Raw genomic sequence first — 15930 nt, 5'->3', positions numbered from 1 at the left:
CTACCAACATATTAAATCATATAATGGTATTTTTGTAAATAATTGAGATAAAATGTCTAAATTTGTTCATTTTTTAATCTAGACGCTAGGAAAGCCGACACAGTAAACAGGGCAACGTTTATAAAAAAGACGACTCTTGCCCCAAAGAGATCGGTCATGGTGCTCATAACGAGGATGGACATTCCGTATATAAAAGTTGATAGTGTATGTTGAGCTGATAGTATTTTGGGCAATTCAATTTCACTCAATGTATCTTGTACATAGGTTCGAATGGAAATACTGCGAAGCTGAAAGGCTGGCCCTAATAAAAAGACAAACAACAAACTCATCCATGCAGAATGATTCAATCCTAAGCAAAGGGTTAGCACAGCAACGATCACCGAACTGTAAAAAATGTGATCGAACAAACGCTGTTCCACATGCTTTGCGAACCGCAACACAAGCAGGCCGCCTAGAATGGTTCCGCCAAAATAGCTTGCGTTAATAAAGCCCCACCATGTTTCAGGCTGATGTAAGACTTCTGTGACATACACAAGGATAATGGCACCAGTCCAAATACTTCTACCGCTCATGGATAGCATTTCTAAAATCGTTAATGTTCGAATAGTTGGCTTTTCATACATGAGCTTCCACCCTGAAAAGACCCTTGTAGCAAATGAGTCAGACTGTTGCTCTTGTTTGGCTGCAGCCCCCGTATCAATGATAAAGAGCATAGATATGAGCGACAAACTGTATAAAACAAGTGTCGTCAATAGGAGAAACTGTGGTCCAAGAATGCCAATAAACAGCCCTCCTAAAAGCCAGCCTAGTAAAAGGACCATTTGATCAGAAGTTAAGATATAGCTATTTGCTTTTAGTAAAAAGTTCTTTTCTACTAGACGTGGGATCATCGAATTTCGAACTGGAATGGTTCCTCCATCTATCAAAGAAAGGAAAAATACAATGATAAAAAAGAGAGGAATAGTAAAAGTTGATAGTTGTAGAATATAAATGAAAATTAAGCAACCGAAGAAAGCAATTTGACACATTTGTAAATAGATAATGAGTCTTTTCAGCTTAAATTGATACATAAAGAAAGGAATGAGTACCGCTCCAAGTGCTTGTCCAACAAACTGTGAGACAGCCACCATTGAAGCAATCAGTGTAGAATTTGTTAATTGATATGTCAGGATGGTCAAAACGAGGACATATAGCGAATCCCCAAAATTAGCTAGGGATTGTCCCCCTAATAAAAAGTAAAATGATTTATTTTTCATAGTGATCTCCATTTTCTCTTCATTATCACCCATAATAATACATTATTTTCTACACTTCTACTTTTTATAGCAATATTTTCATAATTTGATACATTATGACTAATTTAAAAAACCGCCAAAAGGCGGTTTTTATTTAGTCATATATATGGATGGTTGGTTCTTTGTCTTCAGCATTTTTCGTGATCAAGGCTTCTTGCTGATCTGAAGATGTGATGTTAATTTCGATATTGGTACTCTTATAGTAATCCATGACTTCACCTGTTAAATATTGCGTGAAGGCTACGACTTCCGTTTTTCCGTAGAACTGCATTGGAATTTCGACTTTCATTTTTTGCAGGTTGCCGTCTTTGTAAAACCCTTTTCCTACGACACCAGTATAATTCGGGAAGTAGTCTTCGACTTTTGTTTTGAAGCGGTCAAATCGCTCGGAATCATCTTTGTAGTTTCCTTTCGCATTATCTGAAGGGAAGAAGACATTCTCCTCTTTGATCGTATCCCAATTGCCGATATCAGCTGAGCCTGCTTTCACATCCGTTTTGGCGATAAAGTTTCCTGGAACGATAGATGATTTTGGTGCTTGCTTATAAAGGGCAATCATGACAGGCACTTTTTGCAGCCCATCCATTTGACGAATTCGTTTGATCACTTGTTCAGCAATTTTTTCGCCTTCTGTCAAAAGTTTCTTTGAATTTTTCGAAGAATCGATCGTCACTTCTTGCTGCGGGTCACCGATATTTTCACGGTAATAATAAACAGAGTTCAGCGCAAGACCAATGACAACTCCGCCAAGCTGTAAGCTGTTTTTATCTTTTCGAATTAAGTAATTATGCTCTAGCATCGAAGCTAAGTAAATTGGACTATTTTCATTTTTAGACTTTGTTGAACCTGAGTTCGGAAGAGCAGGATTTAAGCCTAGATTCTTAAAGTCTTTATCTTCTTTTTCTGCCTTTTTCAGATCACTGCCTGTTTTTTTGCGCGCCAGCCAGCCTAGAACGGTGTCCTCATCTAAATGCTGTCCTTCTTGGAAAAGGTAGTCGTTTGTATTAAATGACTCTGTTGCGAGACGCATGAGTCCTGTTTCAAATTCATCGATGTCCAAGCGTGTGTTGAGACGCTCTGCTGTTAATCCTCTCGCAGCCCCTTGTTTAAACGGCAGCACCATTTTGTAATAGGAGTCAGAGATATTGTACATCGGGATGATGGCTGTTTCCTTCGTTTCATCCGTTTTTTGTGTGACCTCTTCCTCTTCCTTTCCCCCAAAAGGTGCACACGCTGACAATACCAGTGTGAGCATTGTCAGCAGCAATAACAACTTTTTCAATAGAAAACACTCCTCTTATTTCTTTAGCTCCTCGAGCATTTTAGCTTCGTCCCAAATTTCAATATTGAGTTCTTCTGCCTTTGTCAGCTTACTTCCCGCTGCTTCTCCGGCTATGACTAGATCTGTTTTTTTACTCACACTACCTGCCAGTTTACCGCCTAATGCTTCGATCGCTGCTTTTGCATCGTTTCGAGCCATTTCTTCTAATTTCCCTGTCAGCACAATGGTTTTACCTGCAAAATAGGAATCACTTTCTTCAACCTTCACCGGTTTTGGTCCTGTATAGGTCATATTGACCCCAAGCTCTTTTAGTTCATTTAGCAGATTGAGTATTTCTTCTTTCTCAAAGTACGTAACGACAGCATCAGCCATTTTTTCACCGATTTCATCGACTTCGAGTAATTGTTCTTTCGTCGCTTGCTTTAATTGATCGATATCGCCGAAATGCATCGCCAAGGTCTTCGCCGCTTTAGAGCCAATAAATCGTATACCGAGTCCAAATAGTAAACGCTCTAGAGAGTTTTCTTTCGATTGCTCAATCGAACGCAGTAAATTGTCGACAGATTTTTCGCCCATTCGCTCAAGCTGAATGAGCTCTTCTTTCGTTAATCGGTAAAGATCAGACACACGAGAGACAAGCTGTTCTTGGAAAAGCTGTGTAATGACCCGCTCGCCAAGCCCATCAATGTTCATTGCATTGCGGGAAACAAAGTGAATGAGTCCCTCACGTATTTGGGCAGGGCATTCTGGATTGATGCAACGCAAAGCCACTTCGCCTTCAATTCTCACCAGCTCACTATGACACTCCGGGCATTCAGTCGGCATGTGAAACGGCTTTTCTTCTCCTGTACGCTGATCGATCAGTACGCCTGCCACTTCCGGAATAATATCGCCCGCTTTTTTCACAATCACTTGATCAAAAAGGCGAATATCCTTTTCTTTGATCAAATCTTCATTATGAAGAGAAGCACGCTGCACTGTCGTTCCTGCTACTTTGACAGGCTCAAGGATCGCCGTTGGTGTGATGACACCTGTACGCCCGACACTTAGTTCAATATCAAGCAGCTTTGTCACGACCTCTTCAGCTGGAAACTTGTACGCAACAGCCCAGCGGGGACTTTTTGCTGTAAAGCCGAGCTCTTCTTGCTGAGCTAACGAATCGACTTTGATCACAATTCCATCGATTTCATATGAAAAATCGGCACGCTTCGTTTTCAGTGTTTCAATAAGCTCGATCACTTCTTCAATTGTTTGGCACATCCGTCTTTCATTGTTCGTTTTAAAGCCAAGTTCGTCGAGAAGATCAAGTCCTTCGCTTTGCGATTCAACACCGATTTCATCAAGCTCCGCTATACTGTAGACGAAGATATCAAGGTTTCGTTTCGCCGCAATTTTCGTATCAAGCTGACGAAGCGAGCCTGCCGCCGCATTACGCGGGTTCGCAAACGGCTCTTCTTCGTTTTGTAATCTTTTTTCGTTTAATGCTTCAAAAGAAGGTTTTGGCATAAATGCCTCGCCTCTCACTTCAATTGACAAAGGACGTTTGATTTTGAGCGGGATGGAACGAATGGTTTTGAGGTTTTCAGTAATATCCTCACCCGTTGTCCCATCTCCACGTGTGGCACCTCGGACAAACAGGCCATTTTCATAACGGAGAGAAACAGCGAGTCCGTCAATTTTCAGCTCGACATTGTATGCGATATCGTCACCGACTGCTTGACGAACCCGGCGGTCAAAATCAAGAAGGTCCTGTTCATTAAACGCATTCCCAAGGCTGAGCATCGGTGTGCCGTGGCGCACTTTTTGGAAGGCGTCTAACACAGCGCCTCCTACTCTTTGTGAGGGGGAGTCCGCTGCTTTTAAATCAGGGTGCTCTTCCTCTAAAGAGATCAGCTCACGCATCCGCGCATCATATTCAGCGTCAGGAACACTTGGACGATCCAGTGTATGATATTCGTAGTTGTATTGGTTCAAAATCTGGTGCAGTTCCTCGATCCGGCGTTTCGCTGCTTCTTTATCCATCTGCTTCTTCCTTTCAATTCATCCGTTTTATAAGTCCTATCGGTTTATTGCTTCTCAATTGGCGCAAATGCTGCGAGAAGACGCTTAATGCCTGTAGGGCTTGGGAAGGCAATATCAAGCTCTGTGCTGTCTCCACTGCCTTTTACGCTCACAACTGTTCCAACGCCCCATTTTTTATGAGCCGCTTTATCGCCCACAGCCCAGCCAATACTTCCGCCGCCTGTGTTTTGAATGGTTTGAGTTTGTGGACGTGAGACAGGTCCCCGTCTTTGTGGTCTTTCTCTAGTTTGGCCAAATGGTGTTTTCGTTTCTTTTTTCTCATTTAGGTTGTCCAATAAATCGGCTGGTATTTCTCGAATGAATCTTGATTCAAGGTTCATGTTTGTCCGGCCGAAGAGTGTTCTCATCTTGGCACTTGATAAATAAAGCTCTTCTTCCGCCCGTGTGATGCCCACATAAGCAAGGCGGCGCTCTTCTTCCATCTCTGCATCTTCCATTAATGAGCGGCTGTGCGGGAAGACACCTTCCTCCATGCCCATTAAGAAGACAACCGGGAATTCTAGACCTTTTGCGGCGTGAAGCGTCATTAAAATGACCGCATCTTGATCTTCTTCCTCATTTTCATCCAGCTTATCAATGTCTGCGACAAGGGCGAGATCTGTCAGGAAGGTCACAAGGGACTTGTCTTCATTTTGTTCTTCAAAGTTCTTAGTCACAGAGAGAAACTCGTCAATATTTTCTAGACGGCTTTGTGCTTCAATCGTTTTTTCAACCTTCAGTGCTTCACGGTAGCCTGTTTTCTCTAGGATTTCTTCTGTTAATTCTGTGACAGATAAATACTCTTGCATATTTGTCATTTGATCAATGAGCTGTTTGAATTCATCAAGCGCATTGGCTGCCCTTGCACTGAGTCCAATGAAATCTACCTGACCAAGCGCTTCAAACATAGACAGGTCATTCATCTCCGCATATGCTGCGATTTTATCAACAGATGTAGCACCGATTCCGCGCTTTGGTACGTTAACAATTCGTGCAAAGCTAATGTCGTCATCTGGGTTAGCTACTAGGCGTAAGTACGCCAAAATGTCCTTGATCTCTTTTCTGTCATAGAACTTCGTGCCGCCGACAATGTTGTATTGAATGTTTGACTTCAATAATGTTTCCTCTATGACACGAGACTGCGCATTGGTCCGATAAAGAATCGCAAAATCGGATAATTTACGCTTACCGCTCTGATGAAGCTGATGAATCTTTCCAGCAACAAATTGACCCTCGCCGAATTCATTATCTGCACGGTAATAGGCAATCTTCGCCCCTTCATCATTTTCTGTCCAAAGATTTTTCGGCTTACGGTTTGAATTGTTTTGAATCACCGTGTTTGCGGCATTCAGAATACGTTTAGTCGATCTGTAATTTTGCTCAAGCAAAATCACTTCACTGGATGGATAATCTTTTTCAAAGGAGAGAATGTTTGTAATATCTGCTCCGCGCCAGCGGTAGATGGACTGATCCGAGTCACCGACCACACAAATATTTTGAAAACGTTGAGCGAGCAGTTTCACAAGCATGTACTGCGCTCTGTTTGTATCCTGATACTCATCGACATGAATGTATTGGAATTTTCGCTGATAGTGTTCTAATACTTCAGGGATCCGCTCAAACAGACGAATCGTCATCATAATAAGATCATCAAAATCGAGTGATTGGTTCTTGAGTAATCGCTTTTGGTAATCTGTGTAGACGTCGCTGACCACTTGATCATAGAAATCACCGGCTGTTTTGGCGTATTCCTCTGCGTCAATGAGTTCGTTTTTTGCACTGCTGATTGAACCTAAAATGCTACGTGGATCAAACTTTTTCGGATCAATATTTCGTTCTTTTAAAATATTTTTAATGACTGAAAGCTGATCAGATGTGTCTAATATAGAGAAGTTGCGATTCACACCAATACGGTCAATATCGCGTCGTAAAATGCGCACACACATGCTGTGGAACGTAGAGATCCAAATGTCATCCGCACCAGGCCCTAAAATGGCTTGGACACGCTCACGCATTTCACGTGCTGCTTTATTTGTAAACGTAATTGCCAAAATGTTCCACGGAGCCACATGCTTTTCTGCCATTAAGTAGGCAATTCGATGTGTCAGCACCCGCGTTTTTCCGCTTCCTGCTCCTGCCATCAAGAGTAGCGGACCGTCTGTTGCTTTGACCGCTTCTTTTTGCGCGTCATTCAGTCCTTCTAATAGATGATTCGATATTTCATTCATTCCATTCACCGCCATTTCGAACTTATGTTCTATTTTAACCCGTTTCGTCTTGTTTGACTATGATGACTTTTTGACTGCGCTCACTGTCTTTAATGCTTCTTTGAAATTGTCATAAATGACGTTTCCTACAACAACCACGTCCGCATGCTGCGCAAAATCTTCCGCCTGCTTTGCGTTTTCAATGCCCCCGCCATAAAAAAGAACCGTATCAGAAAGCACTGCTTTCGTTTCTTTCACAAGCTCTATATCTCCAAGCGTTCCGCTGTATTCTAGATAAAAAATGGGCAGCTTCATTAAATGCTCTGCCACTCTTGCATATGCCCTTACGTCATCGATGTCCAGTGCTGTATTTGCCTCTGTGAGCTTGGCCGCTTTACACTCTTCATTTAAAATAACATAGCCTTCAGGCACGATCTCTTCCATTGACATCAAATCACCGAATTCCTTCATCGCATCCTTGTGAAGCCCAACAATCCAATCAGGATGAGAGCTGTTTAAAACGGTCGGGATGAAATACAGATCGAAGCCCGGCACAATCATTTCATGTGTTGAGATTTCGAGCACACATGGCACAAGAAACCGGCGGACCTTTGACATTAATTGAAGCACGTTGTCCTCTGTCACATTGTCACTGCCGCCAATCAATATAGCATCCGTACCAGATTCGCAAATCGCCTCCAGCTGTTCATCGGATATTTCTTTATTTGGATCGAGTTTAAAGACATGCTTCCACTCGGTAACATCATACATGAAAAACGTTCCTCCATTCGTTTCATTCCATTTAAATATTATAACAAAATCAGTGACCGCAAAAAATGGGTAACCTCCTTCAGCTAAAAGTTTCATTCTTTTGAAAATGGTGTTCGTGACTTTAGGTTAGAATGCTGAAGACTGGATGAAAACATCTAGGAGCTGAGAGGGATGATCTTTGACCGTTCACTGATAAGAAAGCTTTGTATCACCACATGTTATTATACAATAAAGGGACATTTTACTATTGATCAAAAAACCATGCATAAAGAAGGTGACTCATTTGAAAAGAACCATCACATATGATCAAACGATTGACATCGGATACATCTATCTCCTGCCTGTGGGAATCGGGACAATCAAAGAAACCATTGAATTAGATGTGAATGAATGTGTGAACGCAGATATCGACAAAGAGGGCCGAGTAGCTGGTCTGGAGTTATTTGCAGAAGAAGCCGAGGTTTTGAAGCATGCACCCGTTTATGAGGATGAGCTTTCGTTACGTTTTACAGATCAGGACGTTCTCTCAACCTATCATTTATCAGGCATTGAATTTCATTTCTCGACGCCTGATCACAAAGGGCTGATCGGTTTTACGATTGTCGATCCTCATCAATATCACGTCAAAAGAAAGACAAGAAAAAACCGTTTTGAATGGTCAAAACGGTTTTTCCAAGCTATTGTCTCACTTCATTGAAATAATGGACGGATGTCATGGCCCCTTCATCGACCATCTTGTTGTCTTGAATATCTAATGGATCAGGGTGTCCAGCTTTTTCAGGAATCTTTTCATCTGAGCGGAACATGGTTGCCCATTTTTTGAGATGCTGTTTATTTTTCACTACTAATAACACAGCACCACCAACCCCTAATCCTGCAAGTACATACGCATTCGGACGCTTATTCATGTATGTTCCCTCCCCTTATGATCTTATTTGTAAGTTACCCCGCCTTTTCATTTCTAAACGTCACAATATGGTGAAGTGGTTTCTCTTTCAATGAAAAGTGGAATAACAACAGCAATGATAGAGAAAAGAGGGGATCTTCGTGACAACAACTTTCATTGTCATTGGCACACTATTAGTGATTTGTTTCATCATACCAATCATTTTATTCATCTGGATTTGGGTGAGAGATGAAAAACAGGAAGAGCATTCTGTCCTGCGAAACTATCCGGTCATTGGAAAGCTACGGTTTATTTTTGAAAAAATAGGACCTGAGCTTCGCCAATATCTGTTTCTGAATGATCGCGAGGAGCTTCCTTTCTCAAGAAGAGAATACGAGCAAGCTGTTATGTCTGGGAAGTACAAAAGCCGGACGATGGGCTTTGGATCAAAACGTGATTTTGACAAGCCTGGTTACTACATTCGCAACGACCTATTTCCAAAGCAGCGAGATGAGTTACGTATCGATCAATCTGAAAAAATCCAAACAAAAGTGTACCAGATTGATCAAGACAATTTACTTCGAAGAAGTGAACATACCAAAGAGGTCGAAGCAAAACCTTACTATCTCCATCAAGACGATGTACAAGTGATTGGCGAGCACACATGTCAAAAGCCATTCCCTGTAAAAGGCATGATTGGACAATCTGCCATGAGCTACGGATCTTTAGGCGACAGGGCCATTACAGCACTATCCTCGGGATTAAAGATGGCCGGCGGTACGTGGATGAACACAGGTGAAGGCGGGCTTTCTCCATATCACCTCAAAGGCGGAGCCGATATCATATGCCAGATTGGGCCCGGTCTATTTGGCGTGAGAACAGAGGATGGCGCTTTTTCCTTTGAAGAATTTAAGAAAAAGAGCGAGCACGAGGAAGTCAAAGCCTTTGAGCTGAAGCTGGCACAAGGAGCTAAAACACGCGGCGGTCATATTGACGGCAAAAAAGTCACCGAAGAAATTGCGAACATCCGTAAATTGCCGCCCCACCAATCCATTGACAGCCCAAACCGATTTGAGATGTTCCACTCCATTCCGGATATGTTTGATTTCATTGAACAGCTGCGAAGTATAGGCGGAAAGCCTGTCGGCATCAAGCTTGTGGTCGGACATAAAGAAAACATTGAAGAGCTTGCAGCGTACATGAAAAAAAGCGGAAAGCATCCTGATTTCATTACAGTGGATGGCGGAGAAGGAGGCACTGGTGCATCCTTTCATGAATTAGCAGATTCCGCAGGGCTGCCGATTTTCACGGCACTCCCAATGGTTCATCAAATATTGAAGGAATACGGTGTCAGAGATCAGGTAAAACTCTTTGCTTCTGGCAAACTTCTCTCACCAGATAAAATTGCGATTGCCCTTTCCATGGGTGCTGACTTTGTCAATATCGCACGGGGACTCATGTTTTCAGTCGGATGCATTCGCGCCCAAGTGTGCCACACGAATAAATGCCCAGTCGGGGTCGCCACAACTGATCCAAAACTGCAAAAGGGTTTATCAATTGAAGAAAAGAAATACCGAGTCTGCAATTATATCCTTTCTCTAAGAGAAGGCTTGTTTAATTTATCCGCAGCTGCTGGTATTGAATCTCCCATTCATTTTAATGAAAAACATATTGTCTATAGACAAGAAAATGGTCAGACAAGTGAAGTACCTATTTTTACAGGGACACAGCCATCCGTCTAGTTTGAGAAAGGTGCGTTTTTGCACCTTTTTTCAATTGACATTTTGGCTCAATCGCGTATAAAGAACTTAGACAAATGACAGGAAATGGAGAGATGGAGGATGCGTGAGAAAAAGGTTCGCGGGATGAAACGGAAGACGAATGAGATGGTGACAAGAATTGAGGAAGGTACACAAGAGTTCCCGGCAGATATTGAACAAGGTTATTGACATCTCCCACTACCAGTTGCGTATGATTTTATTTGTTCAAGCAAAACACCTCAAAAAATCAAGCGATTGTCCATTCAAACACTGCTAAATAGAGCTGAACATCTCATTGATTTGAAGCCACTTGATGGAGAAGTATATCGTGTCATTGTTGCAGTAGATGCCACTGAATGATGGGGATCACAAATCATTGTGTTTAAAGGAGATTCCTATATTAAAGACTTTTTCAATAGACATGATGATGATCAGAGATGGCTGCCTCTTTCCGATGCGAGAAACATTCAAAGGGAATGGGGTTTATCTGTGCCAAAGGATAGGCAAACCATAGGTTTTAAAGACATCATCGCAGACGAATATGGCATCTCTGGTTTATAGGCGAGCTAAAATAAAAACAAGAGGGTTCGGGTTTGGCGAAATTAGTCAACTCCTTAAATTCCTTCCCGTTGGTCAGTCAGACATTTACCGTTGACTAATGCCAAGCCTTTCCCTCGACCGATTACGAGCAGTAACACAAATTTAAAAATAACCGTTGTCCTTTTCGGCAATAGTCAATTTTTTGTATCTATTACTCATGTATCTCAAAATAAAAAAGAGTAGCCGCAGCCACTCTTAATTTTACTTATTCAACAATCGCGCCCTATTCTGGAAGAGACTTTCATGTTAACCTGCCATTTCTTGCGAGAACCTAAGTAAATATCCATCAGGATCTTGAACAAGAAATTCCTTTTGTATAAACGTAGTATCATTACTTTTATATTTGCTAACAGTTGGCTCTCTGAATAGTGGAATGTTTTGCTTTCTTAAACGGTCAATGACAGGCTGTACGTCTTCAATGTCTATTTGAAAATTGATTCCCCGTCCAAATGGGTATTTTAACTCCCCAGTGTCCCAATGGCCATTGATTTCTTCTAACATCATTTGTGTTTCCTCTTCCAACGAAACAAATATAAATTTATCGTCTTCACGCTCATATTCCAATTTAAAACCAAGCAATTCTATATAGAACCATTTAGACTTTTCGATGTCTGTTACAGATAACTCTGGTATCAAAGCATTGAATCTCATTTTTTCTTCTCCACAACCTTCTGATAAAGTTATTCGGTTAAATGACCCGTTTGTTGCTTCTTTCAAGCCAGTCCTTGCTTGCCTTTTCAGCGCTCTCCATAAAAAAACTGTAAACAACTCCATTCTTGTTGAAAAGGATTGTTTACAGTGAAAACTGCTTTATTTTGTTTCGTCATTTGCCTGCTGTTCTGCTACGCGGTCAAGTGCCATTGTATAGGCATCATTTCCGTAGTTCAAGCAGCGTTTGACTCGTGAGATGGTTGCAGTGCTCGCACCTGTCTCCGTCTCAATTTTATGATACGTGTTCCCCTCGCGAAGCATACGCGCTACTTCAAGACGCTGTGATAAAGATTGGATTTCATTGATGGTACACAAATCATCAAAGAATCGATAGCATTCTTCCAGGTCTTTAAGGGATAAGATGGAGTTGAATAACTGATCTAAGCTTTTGCCCCTTAATTTATCAATTTGCATCTTTATACATCTTCTCCTTTACTATTGGCACCGCTTCGCACGACATTCTGCAGAGAAAGCGGTATCTTTCCTGACTATTTTTTTCAACCTCAGCAATGAGCTTTGAACGAATCATGACAGGTTTGGTTCTACGCTGGAAATGCCGTCAGTTCTTTCGTAAGCCGAAGCTTCTTTATCGTATACAAATTCGACAAGTTCTGTCATTTTCCTTGTTCGACAATCTGACAAACTTGTTTGCTTACGATATCAGAATCACTTCTGCTTCATTAGGTCTGCCCTAAAAATACAGGTTGTGCGGAAAGCTCGGCGAGACCACAAACATGCGCCCCGCCTCGCTCAATTATTCAAAATATGTTGGTCGGCCAGCGTAACCGACAGATTCATTTTTCAATCAGGCCATTTCACTCGTCATGTCAAAGCCCTCTGCTTCAACAACTCCACATAAGTATTTTCACTTACATGGCAGTGAAGAGATCCAATGCTCACGTCTGCCCTATAACAGTTGTCAGAAATGTGACAAAGATGATACAGCTCCACTCTGTTATATTTTAACGCATTATAGACGGAAAGAGTACAGTTTTTTTCATGACATCAAATATTCCTCTTGGTGTCACTCGAATATACGGCAAATGGGTACTTTGGAAAAAGACAAGTGTATCAATTGGGCAATCAAATGGATAGCCTCGCTCAATGAGCAGCTCACGCAAGGTTTGTATTTGCTGAAGAACAGTCTCAAATGGTTCAGCAGAGGCACAGCCTGATAATTGCAGCGGGATTTCGTGCAAAATTTTCCCGTTCTCTGTGAGGACGATTCCCCCGCCAATTTCTTTCATTCGCTTATGCGCCAGCATCATATCCTCTTTATTTTTCCCGATCACTAAAATGTCACCCGTGAGCGAAAATGAGCTGACAAAACCTTGTACTTTATTTGCAAAACCTTTGAGCATCGTATTCACACGCCACTCGCCTTTTCGGTCAATCAGGCTAAAGAAACTTTGATCATGATCACATGACAGCTGGTTCACAGAGTTATCAATCTCCACTGTATAAGGCTCCATGATGACAGCATTTCTCATTTTGACGCCTAGCGGCATGGAAAATTGCAAATCACTCGTCGTCAGATCATAGCCTAAATCTAATGGAACAAGCCCGCCATTTTCCCATTTAGTTTCTTGAAATTGATGCTGGTTCTCTCCATCTAATTTGAGGATAACCCCTTTAGATATCACCGTTTCAGGATTTGGATTCACTGGATCATCTAACACATTCAATGAAGCCAGACGTCCTGGACCGACAACCCCTAATAGGTCATCAATTTGATAGTACTTCGCAATGTTAAAGGTCGCCATATTGTATGCATCGATGATAGGCACGCCTTCTTCAAGGGCAATTGAAATCAAACGATTAATCATACCCTCCTCATAAAAATGAGGCGCCGCTCCATCTGTTGTATAGAAGAAGTGATCATAGTGTCTAAAGTCACGCTCGTGCAGCTCTCTTAAAATGTTCACTAAATCTGGGCGGATGGAAGAATGACGAAGTGAGACATGGTAGCCAAGGGACAAGCGCTTTAGCACATCGTCTGCATTCATCGCTTCATGATCGCTATCCGCGCCAAACAGCTTCATTTTTGTTAGCGTTTTCTCGGAAGCTCCGGGGAAATGCCCTTCAATTCGTTTCCTCTGCTTCTTCGTTTCTTGCATGCAATATAAAATGAGATCATCACCGTCCATCAATCTTGGCCAGCTTGTTAATTCGCCGCCTTGAAGGACATCAGGATGATCAATCCATTCCTTCCGGTAGTTGATAGGAAGCATCTCATCTTCATATCTGACTTCAGTTTGAAGATCATATCTAGACCACCAGAAATACTGAAATGGCTGCTGTTTTAATTCACATAGAGTGGAAAGCGCTTTCTTTTCATTGCTCTGCAAAAGAAGAAATAAGTTATCACTGACCATCGTTGTTGTGCCAAATTGAGACACATATTCTGCAAGTGATTGGGGATTATAAATATGGAACGGGTGCGCGTGAGGCTCTATATACCCAGGCACAATGTATTTCCCTTCACAATCAATCACACGTTTAGCTGATTTATTTTGAGGAAGCTCTGCTCCGACATAAACAATTCGATCATCATGTATCCAAATATTTGCCTTCACCCATTGTTTTAAAAACGGGTTTAGCACGAGTCCATTCGTTAAAAGGAGTGTTGGAACTATTTTTGAGTCGACTACATCGATTTGTGTGCGGATGTCATTGTTTCTCCAATTAAAAGTACGTTCGGACATTCACATACTCTCCTTCATTTGTATTAGCCCTATCGTAACATAACGAACCACGTTACGCATTAATGAAACGTTACAATTTCTTGAAATCACACTTAAAATATTTAAAAAAGGAGATTTACCTTCAATGAAACCTAATCTCGGCTTAATGGAAGCGCTCATTCGAATTGCCTGTGGAATGACAATATGTACTGTGGCTGGTTCTTTATATGCTAGAAAACCATGGAGTAAAATGCTGCTTTTCAGCATCATGTGCGGCGGGATGAAACTGGCATCTGGTATTCTTCGTTTTTGTCCAGTGACATATATGTGTGAGCAGCAGGACACACATGAAGAGAAGGCTGAGTGAACAGCCTTCTTTTTTTATGATTTCCACCTCTGTCATCACTCCGCGGCTTCACACCATTCCACCATCGTACCTGCGATAATTTCCGCGGCTTCAATGACATGCTCAATGTCGATGGATTCATTCGGAAAATGGGCAAGCTCCGTTGTTCCAGGTCCGAAGACGATGATCGGGATACCTGCCGCCTGTGACAGTAATCCTCCGTCTGTTCCCCAAGGAGCGGCTTCGATCTTTGGCGGCTCCTTCTTGACCGCTTCATATTGTTCCTTCAATAGACCTAAAAGTGGATGGTCCGTATCGATTGAGCCTGGAAGCCATCTTGCACCAAACCATTCGACCTCAACAGGATGCTCTTTGAACCATTCATCCTTTTCCCCAAGTCCCATCATCCAATTTTCTAATTCCTTCTCTGCCTGCTCAACCGTTTCACCTGGCATCACACCAAGTCTGCCCTCCATTGTGAGCAAATCCGCTACAGAGGACGGCCAATCACCGCCTTGAATTTTCCCTATGTTGATAGGGATTGGAATCGGGATATGCTGAAATAACGGCTCTGTGATGCGCTGATTTCGTTCTTCTTCAAGTGCTGCTATATGCGAAAGAACGATCATACTTTTTTCAATAGCGGAAACGCCGTGATATCTTGTTCCGCCATGAGCTGCCCTTCCTTTGATATGCAGTCTGAACCACTTAGATCCCTGCTGAATCGGAAAGATTTTCATATGACTTGGTTCTGGAATGATGGCCGCATCTGCTGTATACCCTCTCAGTATGGCTGCAAGGGTGCCGGCGCCGCCGCTCTCTTCTTCGACGACACTATGAAACACGACATCTCCTTTCAGCGGAATCTGTAGCGCATGCAGTGCCTCTAGTGCAAAGAGTAAAGAAACGTTTCCGCCTTTCATATCTGTTGCCCCGCGTCCATAAAGTCTCCCGTTTATGATATGCCCGCTGTAGGGTGGATATGTCCATTGTTTCGTATCTCCTGCTGGCACAACATCGACGTGCCCATTTAATAAAATGGATTTGCCGCCCCCTTTTCCCTTCAATCGTCCGGCGACATTGGGACTTCCTTTAAAGGAACGCCTCGGGGAATAGAAATACGGGTGTTCGAGCAGGTCTTCTCCGCCAATGTCCCATACATCTACATCAAAACCAATGGCAGACAGCTTATTTGCTACGATTTGCTGCACACCTTGTTCATTCCCTTGGGTGCTCTCACATTGCACCATTTGCTGAAGAAGCGCAATCGCTTCATCTTGGTGCTCTCTCATCCAGCTTCTGATACGTGTGATTGGCTGCAAGTCAT

At 42.4% G+C, this 15930-nt stretch carries 13 protein-coding genes and 1 pseudogene; 4 read left to right on the top strand and 10 right to left on the bottom strand.

The window, feature by feature from the left end; genetic code table 11:
- Positions 1–56: 56 nt before the first annotated feature.
- The 5 genes from MKY83_RS03345 to MKY83_RS03325 all read right to left on the bottom strand — a co-directional run bounded on the left by MKY83_RS03345 (position 57) and on the right by MKY83_RS03325 (position 7616).
- Positions 57–1256, bottom strand: coding sequence for an MFS transporter (locus MKY83_RS03345; RefSeq protein WP_044141542.1), 1200 nt, complete (start codon positions 1254–1256; stop codon positions 57–59).
- A gap of 133 nt (positions 1257–1389) precedes the next feature.
- On the bottom strand, positions 1390–2550 hold the full coding sequence (locus MKY83_RS03340) for a CamS family sex pheromone protein (protein ID WP_223252862.1): 1161 nt from the start codon (positions 2548–2550) through the stop codon (positions 1390–1392).
- Positions 2551–2592: 42 nt separating this feature from the next.
- On the bottom strand, positions 2593–4599 hold the full coding sequence (gene ligA, locus MKY83_RS03335; protein WP_113768227.1) for an NAD-dependent DNA ligase LigA: 2007 nt from the start codon (positions 4597–4599) through the stop codon (positions 2593–2595).
- 44 nt (positions 4600–4643) lie between these two features.
- Positions 4644–6866 carry a DNA helicase PcrA gene (gene pcrA / locus MKY83_RS03330; protein WP_113768226.1) on the bottom strand — a complete coding sequence of 741 codons (2223 nt, stop codon included), beginning with the start codon at positions 6864–6866 and terminating at the stop codon, positions 4644–4646.
- Between the two features lie 57 nt (positions 6867–6923).
- Entirely contained in the window at positions 6924–7616 is a 693-nt protein-coding gene (locus tag MKY83_RS03325) for a heptaprenylglyceryl phosphate synthase (RefSeq protein ID WP_041816135.1), read from the bottom strand.
- Positions 7617–7899: 283 nt separating this feature from the next.
- Here MKY83_RS03325 and MKY83_RS03320 point away from each other — a divergent pair, with 283 nt between their 5' ends.
- The gene (locus tag MKY83_RS03320; protein ID WP_342488156.1) at positions 7900–8313 is read left to right on the top strand and encodes a DUF2283 domain-containing protein; all 414 of its coding nucleotides are present in this window, start codon (positions 7900–7902) and stop codon (positions 8311–8313) included.
- On the opposite strand, the gene MKY83_RS03315 is transcribed toward MKY83_RS03320, so the two are convergent.
- A complete protein-coding gene (locus MKY83_RS03315) occupies positions 8294–8524 on the bottom strand; it encodes a hypothetical protein (RefSeq protein ID WP_342488155.1) in 231 nt (76 codons plus the stop codon). The genes MKY83_RS03320 and MKY83_RS03315 overlap by 20 nt on opposite strands.
- Positions 8525–8663: 139 nt before the next feature.
- On the opposite strand from MKY83_RS03315, the gene MKY83_RS03310 reads away from it, so the two are divergent.
- The gene (locus tag MKY83_RS03310; protein WP_342488154.1) at positions 8664–10244 is read left to right on the top strand and encodes an FMN-binding glutamate synthase family protein; all 1581 of its coding nucleotides are present in this window, start codon (positions 8664–8666) and stop codon (positions 10242–10244) included.
- Between the two features lie 99 nt (positions 10245–10343).
- Positions 10344–10837: pseudogene (locus MKY83_RS03305) on the top strand (DUF3916 domain-containing protein).
- Positions 10838–11108: 271 nt separating this feature from the next.
- On the opposite strand, the gene MKY83_RS03300 reads toward MKY83_RS03305, so the two are convergent.
- The 3 genes from MKY83_RS03300 to MKY83_RS03290 all read right to left on the bottom strand — a co-directional run bounded on the left by MKY83_RS03300 (position 11109) and on the right by MKY83_RS03290 (position 14278).
- Positions 11109–11513 (bottom strand): VOC family protein, encoded by a 405-nt coding sequence (locus MKY83_RS03300; protein WP_044141534.1) that lies wholly within the window; start codon positions 11511–11513, stop codon positions 11109–11111.
- Between the two features lie 159 nt (positions 11514–11672).
- Positions 11673–11987, bottom strand: a complete 315-nt coding sequence (locus tag MKY83_RS03295) for a YerC/YecD family TrpR-related protein (RefSeq protein ID WP_003214053.1) — start codon at positions 11985–11987, stop codon at positions 11673–11675.
- Positions 11988–12535: 548 nt separating this feature from the next.
- Positions 12536–14278 carry an adenine deaminase C-terminal domain-containing protein gene (locus MKY83_RS03290; RefSeq protein ID WP_342488153.1) on the bottom strand — a complete coding sequence of 581 codons (1743 nt, stop codon included), beginning with the start codon at positions 14276–14278 and terminating at the stop codon, positions 12536–12538.
- Between the two features lie 124 nt (positions 14279–14402).
- Between MKY83_RS03290 and MKY83_RS03285 the strand changes: the two genes are divergently transcribed.
- Positions 14403–14624, top strand: a complete 222-nt coding sequence (locus tag MKY83_RS03285) for a DUF2892 domain-containing protein (protein WP_044141533.1) — start codon at positions 14403–14405, stop codon at positions 14622–14624.
- Positions 14625–14659: 35 nt separating this feature from the next.
- Here MKY83_RS03285 and MKY83_RS03280 read toward each other — a convergent pair whose 3' ends face one another.
- Positions 14660–15925 carry a peptidase gene (locus tag MKY83_RS03280; RefSeq protein WP_044141532.1) on the bottom strand — a complete coding sequence of 422 codons (1266 nt, stop codon included), beginning with the start codon at positions 15923–15925 and terminating at the stop codon, positions 14660–14662.
- Positions 15926–15930 lie beyond the last annotated feature (5 nt).

Origin of the sequence: Bacillus sp. FSL M8-0266 (assembly GCF_038613425.1) — a bacterium.
Taxonomy (GTDB): domain Bacteria; phylum Bacillota; class Bacilli; order Bacillales; family Bacillaceae; genus Bacillus; species Bacillus pumilus.
The sequence above is the reverse complement of the archived record's forward strand: the minus strand, read 5'-3'. Positions and strand labels throughout refer to the sequence as shown.

Excerpts from the sequence above, each read along its gene's own strand:
- MKY83_RS03345 (WP_044141542.1), bottom strand. The coding sequence starts at position 1,256 with ATGAAAAATAAATCATTTTACTTTTTATTAGGGGGACAATCCCTAGCT.
- MKY83_RS03340 (WP_223252862.1), bottom strand. The coding sequence starts at position 2,550 with ATGCTCACACTGGTATTGTCAGCGTGTGCACCTTTTGGGGGAAAGGAA.
- ligA (WP_113768227.1), bottom strand. The coding sequence starts at position 4,599 with ATGGATAAAGAAGCAGCGAAACGCCGGATCGAGGAACTGCACCAGATT.
- pcrA (WP_113768226.1), bottom strand. The coding sequence starts at position 6,866 with ATGAATGAAATATCGAATCATCTATTAGAAGGACTGAATGACGCGCAA.
- MKY83_RS03325 (WP_041816135.1), bottom strand. The coding sequence starts at position 7,616 with ATGTATGATGTTACCGAGTGGAAGCATGTCTTTAAACTCGATCCAAAT.
- MKY83_RS03315 (WP_342488155.1), bottom strand. The coding sequence starts at position 8,524 with ATGAATAAGCGTCCGAATGCGTATGTACTTGCAGGATTAGGGGTTGGT.
- MKY83_RS03300 (WP_044141534.1), bottom strand. The coding sequence starts at position 11,513 with ATGAGATTCAATGCTTTGATACCAGAGTTATCTGTAACAGACATCGAA.
- MKY83_RS03295 (WP_003214053.1), bottom strand. The coding sequence starts at position 11,987 with ATGCAAATTGATAAATTAAGGGGCAAAAGCTTAGATCAGTTATTCAAC.
- MKY83_RS03290 (WP_342488153.1), bottom strand. The coding sequence starts at position 14,278 with ATGTCCGAACGTACTTTTAATTGGAGAAACAATGACATCCGCACACAA.
- MKY83_RS03285 (WP_044141533.1), top strand. The coding sequence starts at position 14,403 with ATGAAACCTAATCTCGGCTTAATGGAAGCGCTCATTCGAATTGCCTGT.